This is a genomic window from Enterococcus alishanensis, from assembly GCF_019218635.1.
GTDB lineage: Bacteria > Bacillota > Bacilli > Lactobacillales > Enterococcaceae > Enterococcus_A > Enterococcus_A alishanensis.
In genome coordinates this window covers 76,468-83,949 of record NZ_JAHUZB010000009.1, presented here as the reverse complement: position 1 = coordinate 83,949, position 7,482 = coordinate 76,468, and the positions used below count along the sequence as shown (strand labels likewise).

Below are 7,482 nucleotides of genomic sequence, written 5' to 3'. Positions count from 1 at the left end.
TAGGTAAATATAAGTATAAAATCAATGAAGTAACATATGTTTAGATAAGGAATTAAAATGCACTCAAATTATAGTGTAAAAATTGTAAATTTAAATATTGTTCAAAAGTAATTAAATAATTTTTCAAATTTTTTTATAAATTGCCTAGTAGAAAGAGAAGTGTCTTTCTGGTTATAATGTATAATTACCCACGAACATGTTTAAGAATTTGGAAAATGGTTGCTTTTTATATTGATATCCGCCAAAAAAATATTAGTTGATATAATCCCGCGTAACCCAAGCAACAAGCCCACCAAGCTTTTGGTGGGCTGCTTTTGTGAATTTGAATTGGTATAGCTAGAATCACTTATCAGAATACCTGTCACTTTTGGAATTATATTGTAATTTTTTCAACTACTAAATTGCACAAATACAAAAAAGTTTCCTTTGTCATAATTTTATCTCCTTTCATAAATCCTATTATTGTCCATTTAGGGTATATCTAAAGGTGACGCTTTTTTCATATCTACGAATTTGTTGTGCAGCCGCTTTATTAGTTTTTGGAATGTACCATATGGATTGTATACAGATTAAAGTTGGAACTATCCGTTATAGATATCCCCACAGGCAATACTTTTATTTTAGCTAAGAATCCTAGTCTACGCATTTTATTTTGACTCAAACAGTGTTATTTTTAGTTGTGCACTTATTACTGTTTTAAAGTGCTTGTTTATATTAAAATATAGGACTAAGACATCTTAAAATGAATGCAGTCTTTAACGGAGGAATGATAGATAACATGAAGCAAATTAGAGTTCTATTTAGTATTTACATTATTGTTCTTATACCATTTTATGTATATGATTTACCGATCCATTTTTTATTGATCGACTCTTTGCTAGCTTACTTACCATTGGAAATTTATGCTTTTATGAAGTATAGATTTCAAAAAAAAAGCACCACAGTACTTTTAATTTTTTATATCCTATTTATTCCCAACAATGCCTATTTATTAACAGATCTAGTTCACTTAAATCGTATCAATTTTTATACTTCATCCAATCTAATTATGTCAGAGAATATTTTAGTTTGGTTTATGTTCTTCTTGGTAGTAGGGGGAATTATAAGCCTGTATGTCTTAGGTGTACAAAGTGAACAAGCTATTTTGAGATTGTTATCGGAAAAGTATTCATGGACACGAAATAAAACTTTAGCAATCCAACTTATCCTGTTTTTTTTGATTAGTACGGGTGTTTTTTTGGGACGTTTCTTAAGACTTAATAGTGTAAATGCGCTAACCCATCCCATATCGATATTGCAGTATATCCCCACAATTTTTACTTTGCACTCTATGGCATTTATTTTACTATTTACTATTTTACAAACTCTTTTATTTTTCGTTTTATCTTCTAGAAAAGGAACTTTTATACTGTAAGTAGTTACCTTTATATCATCCTATTTAATGGGTATGGAAAAAATATTTCAATGATAGACAGAAACTGAATAGTTTCTGTCTTTTTTTGACTCGCTCATATTGTATATTCAAAATACTTGCTATTAATAAAGAATGAATTTATTCTTGAACTTATTATGATTAAAAATATCAAATTAAAGCGCATTTGTTTTTCAAGAAAGGGGACTTTGTATGTTAGTGAGTGTAACAAAATCTTTACGAGATTCATTATTCATTAGATTACTTACTTATTTTGTTTTGGGAGTACTACTTCTGGTTAGCCCTAACAAGGTGATCAATTTAACTATTTATATTTTATCAATTTATTTATTCGTATCAAGTATGCTTCATTTTTATGCTTCATATAAGTTAAAAAAGAAATTAAATACGATTGGGATTGATTTATATATCGGGATATTTCAGTTGCTGTTTTCATTTATTATCTTATTTTTCTCCAAAGGAATTTTATCTTTCTTTCCAATTGTCATAGGGATAGTGTTTATTATTAATGGCGTATTTCAACTTATTGAAAATATTGGCTTTAAACTTAAGTTTGGTATCTTGTACTCTATATTAGTATTAGCATTTGGATTTGTTCTCCTATTTAATCCCTTTGGAACAATTTTAACCCTGACAAGATTTTTAGGTGTTTGGTTTATAGCCATGACTATTTCAGAAATAGTCATATATTTTAAATTAAAAAAATAGAAATAAAAATATTACTTTATCTTATGGAGGGTTTTTTATGTGTACTAGCTTAACATTGCAAGCTGATAGTGGTAACAATTTTCTAGCCAGAACGATGGACTTTGGTTTTAGCCTTAATGGGAAGCCAACTGTGATACCAAGGAATTATAAGTGGCAGAGCGTATTTTCTAAGGATCAAAAAACAAAATATGGTTGTGTTGGTACAGGTAGAAAGATCGATGAGTATGTACTAGCAGATGGTGTGAATGAAAAAGGTCTGGCCATCGCTGAATTGTATTATCCAAATGAAGCTTCTTACAGTAGCATTCCTGCTCCAAATAAGCTAAATTTTGCGCCTCATGAATTTATTTTATGGGTGTTGGGAGAAATTGAATCGATCAATGAATTAAGATTACGTTTGTCTGAAGTTTCAATTGTTAGCAGTGAAATTAAATTATTAGGAATAGTCCCTCCGCTACATTTTATAATTACTGATAAAACAGGTGAGACAGTCGTAATTGAAACGAATAACCAACAACTGAATTTAATTAACAATCCTGTAGGTGTAATGACAAATAGTCCAGATTTAAATTGGCATATAAAAAATCTAAATAATTATTTGAATTTATCACCAACGAATACTCCTAACAAAAAAGTAAATGGTCTTAATTTTCATCCTTTTGGTCAGGGTTCTGGAACATTTGGCCTACCTGGTGGATTAACTCCTCCAGAACGGTTCGTTCGAACAGCATATATGAAAGAGTATATAGATAAATCAGGTTCCAATAATGAAGTACTGAATAATATATTTCATATTCTTAATAATGTGACTATTCCTAAAGGTATTAATATGAAAGATGATGGTTCGGTTGATTATACACAATATAGAGCGGCCTTTGATTTAAATAATAAGGTTTATTACTTTAATGACTACAGTAATCAAACAGTATACTCAGTAAGTCTGACTGAAGAGTTAGTAAATGCCACAGAACCAACACAATATGATTTTAAAAACATATTTACTGCGACAAACTTGAATGAGTAGGTTTGCACACGTGCATTTACTAGTTAACTTTTATAAAAATAGGATAATTTTTACTGATGTTTTGTTTGTATTTTCGGTAAATGAATTGTCGTCTATCTAGAGAAATATATATATAAAGCCCAAAAGAGCAGGCTCTTTTGGGCTTTTTTGCATGCACGAAAATAATAATAGTATTGGAAATCCCTGCTTGATTTATTGTTAGAAATGTAGAGCATTCTTTCTTTTTAAACTTTGCCTCAGGAACTTTAAAAATGATTTGATTGGCAGTGAGCCAATTTTTTTTACCTTCAAATACTTAACTAGGTAGCTCTTTTATTAAATAAAAATAACTACTGTAATTTAATGATGTCATGGAATTTTAAAATAATAAAAAAAGTGAAACCTCTGATTACCCGTATTTTTAAAGGGTTGGAAATGCTTTTTTAATAATATTTATTTTTATAATGTTGTTATTTTATAATTGAGGAAATCGTGTTTTTATACTTTGGAAATTGATATTGAAAAAAAATACGACTAGTATCCTGTTCAACAAGAAATATTAATTTTCCTATTCAACAAAAAATAATAAAGGAGATGGTTTTATGAAAAAAAAAGGAAAGTTATCTTTAGTTAGTTTTTTTGCATTAACGGCTGCTATGGTGATGACAGTATATGAATATCCGACATTTGCTTCTTCTAAACTACATTTAGTGATATTTTTACTAATTGCTGGATTCCTTTGGTTTATCCCAGTGGCGTTATGTTCAGCCGAAATGGCTACCGTGGAAGGATGGGAAAAAGGTGGTTTATACACCTGGGTTTCTAAAACACTTGGTGAGAAATGGGGATTGGCGGCTATTTTCTTTCAGTGGTTTCAAGTAACCGTTGGATTTATTACAATGATTTATTTTATTGTAGGTGCTTTATCCTATGCCTTAAATTGGCCAGCGCTAAATACAAATGTTGGTCTCAAGTTAGCAGCTACTCTGATTATATTTTGGCTAGTCAGCTTCTCACAATTAGGAGGAACAAAAAATACTGCTAAAATTGCAAAAATTGGTTTTTTTGGTGGCGTATTAGCTACAGGTGCTATTTTATTCGGACTAGGCATTGCCTATATCGTACAAGGAAATCCTATTCAAATTGATTTATCTATCAAGTCATTTATACCTGATTTCACGAAGATTAGTACATTGGTTGTGTTCGTATCATTTATTTTGGCTTACGCAGGGATTGAATCATCTGCTAGCCATGTAAAAGACATGGAAAATCCTAGTCGAGATTATCCAAAAGCAATCGTCATGTTAGTTATTACAGCTATTGTTGTGGATACACTGGGAGGTTTATCTGTTGCAGCGGTGATTCCTCAAAGTCAGCTTTCGTTGAATGCAGGTGTAGTTCAAACATTCAAATTTTTAATTTTACATTTTGGAGGCTCCGAATGGATTGTTCGAATCATTGCTTTGGTTTTATGTGTTGGCGTTATCGCAGAGATTGCAGCTTGGGTTGTTGGACCATCAACTGCTCTACTAGAGGCAGCTGAAAATGGTCTAATGCCTAAAAAACTTGCTAAGACAAATAAACATGATGTTCCAGTGAATATCATTTTTGTACAAGGAATTGTCGTTTCTATTTGGGCAGTGGTATTAACCTTAGGCGGCGGTGGTGCTAATCTATCATTCTTCGTAGCCATGGCATTAACAGTAGTGATCTATTTACTAGCTTATTTCTTACTATTCTTATCATATATAAATTTGGTGAAACATAAAAAAGAACTAAAGAGAGGCTACACGCTACCTGGTGGTGAAAAAACAAAAATTGGTATTGCATTATTAGGTTTGATCGTATCAGTTTTTGCATTTGTTATTTCTTTTGTACCACCTACCGGTTTAGGAGGATCTCATGCAGCATATTTAACAATATTAATTGTCTGTGCAGTGATAATGGCCGCCGTACCTTTCATTATCTACTATACCTATAGCAGACATCATTTATCAAACCAAGAAGCAACTAAGATGATACAAGATAAAAAAATTCAATCACAGCAACAATCAATTAATCATTGATTAATTGATTTAATATAAATATTTATTATTTTGGAGGAATGCATTATGTTATACGGAAAAAACAATCAAGAAACACCTGAATCATTATCACCTATATTTGGATCTGAAGCTGATATGACGCTTCCTATGTATCAGTTACGTCAAGATTCTCTAGCCCCTAAAGACGCGTATCAGTATATTAAGGATGAATTAATTGATGAAGGGATTGCTCGAGAAAACTTAGCTACATTTTGTCAAACTTATATGGAGCCAGAAGCAATCCAATTAATGTCTGAAACGCTCGAAAAAAATGCTATTGATAAGACCGAATATCCACGAACTGCTGAAATGGAAAATAGATGTGTCAATATGATTGCTGATTTATGGCATGCACCTGAGTCTATGGACTTTATGGGTACCTCTACTGTAGGTTCTAGTGAGGCATGTATGTTAGGTGGGCTAGCGCTTAAATTTTCTTGGAGAAACCGTGCAGAAAAACAAGGATTAGACATTAATAAGAAAAAACCCAATTTAGTTATTTCTTCGGGATACCAAGTCGTTTGGGAAAAATTCTGTGTTTATTGGGATGTTGACATGCGTCTTGTACCAATTGATGAGCAGCATGGTAGCATCAATGTAGATACTGTTATGGATTATGTAGATGATTATACTATTGGTATCATCGGTATTTTAGGTATTACTTACACTGGTCAATATGATGATATTAAAGCACTAGATGCTAAAGTTACTGCTTACAATAAAACGCATGATTTACCTGTTTATATTCATGTGGATGCCGCATCTGGAGGATTATTTGCACCTTTTGTTGAACCTGATTTAGTGTGGGACTTCCAGTTAGATAATGTTCACTCAATTAGTACTTCTGGTCATAAATATGGCTTGGTATATCCTGGTATCGGATGGGTATTATGGAAAGACAAATCTTATTTACCAAAAGAATTAATATTTGAAGTAAGTTATTTAGGTGGTACAATGCCCACCATGGCTATCAATTTTTCTCGTAGTGCTAGTCAAATCATTGGGCAATATTACGTGTTTTTACGTAATGGGTTTAATGGATTTTATGAAATCCACAAACGTACACAAGATGTTGCAAAATATTTAGCATCTGAAATTGAGAAATTAGGTTATTTTGATATTTATAATGATGGCTCTCACTTACCGATAGTTTGTTATAAATTAAAACCTAATGCTAATGTTAATTGGTCGTTATACGATCTAACGGATCAATTTGCGATGAAGGGCTGGCAAGTTCCTACCTATCCTTTACCTGCAAACTTAACGAATGTCAATATTCAACGGTTCGTTTGTAGAGCTGATTTAAGTATGGAAATGGCGCATAACCTAATTGAAGATTTAAAATTGGGGATAGAAAAATTAAATAAAGAAACCAATTTCTCTAATAAAAACCAAGGTAGTTACGGATTTACTCATTAAAATTTAGGAGGTTACACCTATGAATGATAAAAATTTATCAAATAATGCAATTGGCGTTATGGACTCAGGTGTTGGTGGATTGACTGTTGTAAGTGAATTACAACAGTTACTACCAAATGAATCCATCATTTACTACGGAGATTCTGCAAATTGTCCCTATGGTAATCGAGGAGAGGACGAAATTGTAGCATTAGCAAGTGGCATTATCGATTTTCTCGAAGCTAATCAGGTAAAAATCGTAGTCATAGCGTGTAATACAATGTCTACTATAGTAAATAAATTAACTCAAAAGTACGATATTGAAATCGTAGGAATCGTTCGTCCCGCAGCAGCCTTTATTGCAAAAATAAAACCTAAAAAAATTGGTGTTGTTGCTACGGTATTTACTACTAGTACGAAAGAATATGATAATTATATTCATAAATATTTGCCAGAAACCACGGTATACAGTCAAGGAAGTCCGTCGTTAGCGGCATTAATCGAAAGTGGAGAATTCGACTATACTAAAATTGATGCTGAAATTACTAAAGAAGTTGATTCAATTCTAAAACATGATTCTGAAGTTAGCGATATTGTTTTAGGGTGTACCCATTATCCGATAGTCTTAGATCAATTTCAAAAGCTGTATCCTCAAATACGCTTTGTTAATCCAGCCCATGAACAGGCTTTATATGTAAAGGATTATTTGACGCATTATGACATGTTAAACAGTGGATCTCATTCAGAATTTACTATATACACGTCTGGAGAGCCAATTACGTATAAAAAAATTGTAGATAAGTTAAAGCTACAGACGCCAACGACTATTACACAAAAAATAGTTAATAATTAAATTA

General features: G+C 31.8%; 6 protein-coding genes. All 6 read left to right on the top strand.

Features of this window, described 5'->3' with window-relative positions; translation table 11 throughout:
* Positions 1–742 precede the first annotated feature (742 nt).
* The 6 genes from KUA55_RS18790 (at position 743) to murI (ending at position 7,478) form a co-directional block, all read left to right on the top strand.
* Positions 743–1,414, top strand: coding sequence for a DUF1361 domain-containing protein (locus KUA55_RS18790; RefSeq protein WP_425514628.1), 672 nt, complete (start codon positions 743–745; stop codon positions 1,412–1,414).
* Positions 1,415–1,624: 210 nt separating this feature from the next.
* Positions 1,625–2,140, top strand: a complete 516-nt coding sequence (locus tag KUA55_RS16520) for an HdeD family acid-resistance protein (RefSeq protein ID WP_218327502.1) — start codon at positions 1,625–1,627, stop codon at positions 2,138–2,140.
* A 37-nt stretch (positions 2,141–2,177) separates the two neighbouring features.
* The gene (locus KUA55_RS16515) at positions 2,178–3,164 is read left to right on the top strand and encodes a choloylglycine hydrolase family protein (RefSeq protein ID WP_218327501.1); all 987 of its coding nucleotides are present in this window, start codon (positions 2,178–2,180) and stop codon (positions 3,162–3,164) included.
* Between the two features lie 581 nt (positions 3,165–3,745).
* Positions 3,746–5,209, top strand: a complete 1,464-nt coding sequence (locus KUA55_RS16510) for an amino acid permease (protein WP_218327500.1) — start codon at positions 3,746–3,748, stop codon at positions 5,207–5,209.
* A 45-nt stretch (positions 5,210–5,254) separates the two neighbouring features.
* A complete protein-coding gene (gene gad / locus KUA55_RS16505; RefSeq protein WP_218327499.1) occupies positions 5,255–6,646 on the top strand; it encodes a glutamate decarboxylase in 1,392 nt (463 codons plus the stop codon).
* A gap of 19 nt (positions 6,647–6,665) precedes the next feature.
* Positions 6,666–7,478: a glutamate racemase gene (gene murI / locus KUA55_RS16500; RefSeq protein WP_218327498.1), complete on the top strand. Its 813-nt coding sequence runs from the start codon at positions 6,666–6,668 to the stop codon at positions 7,476–7,478.
* Positions 7,479–7,482: the final 4 nt, after the last annotated feature.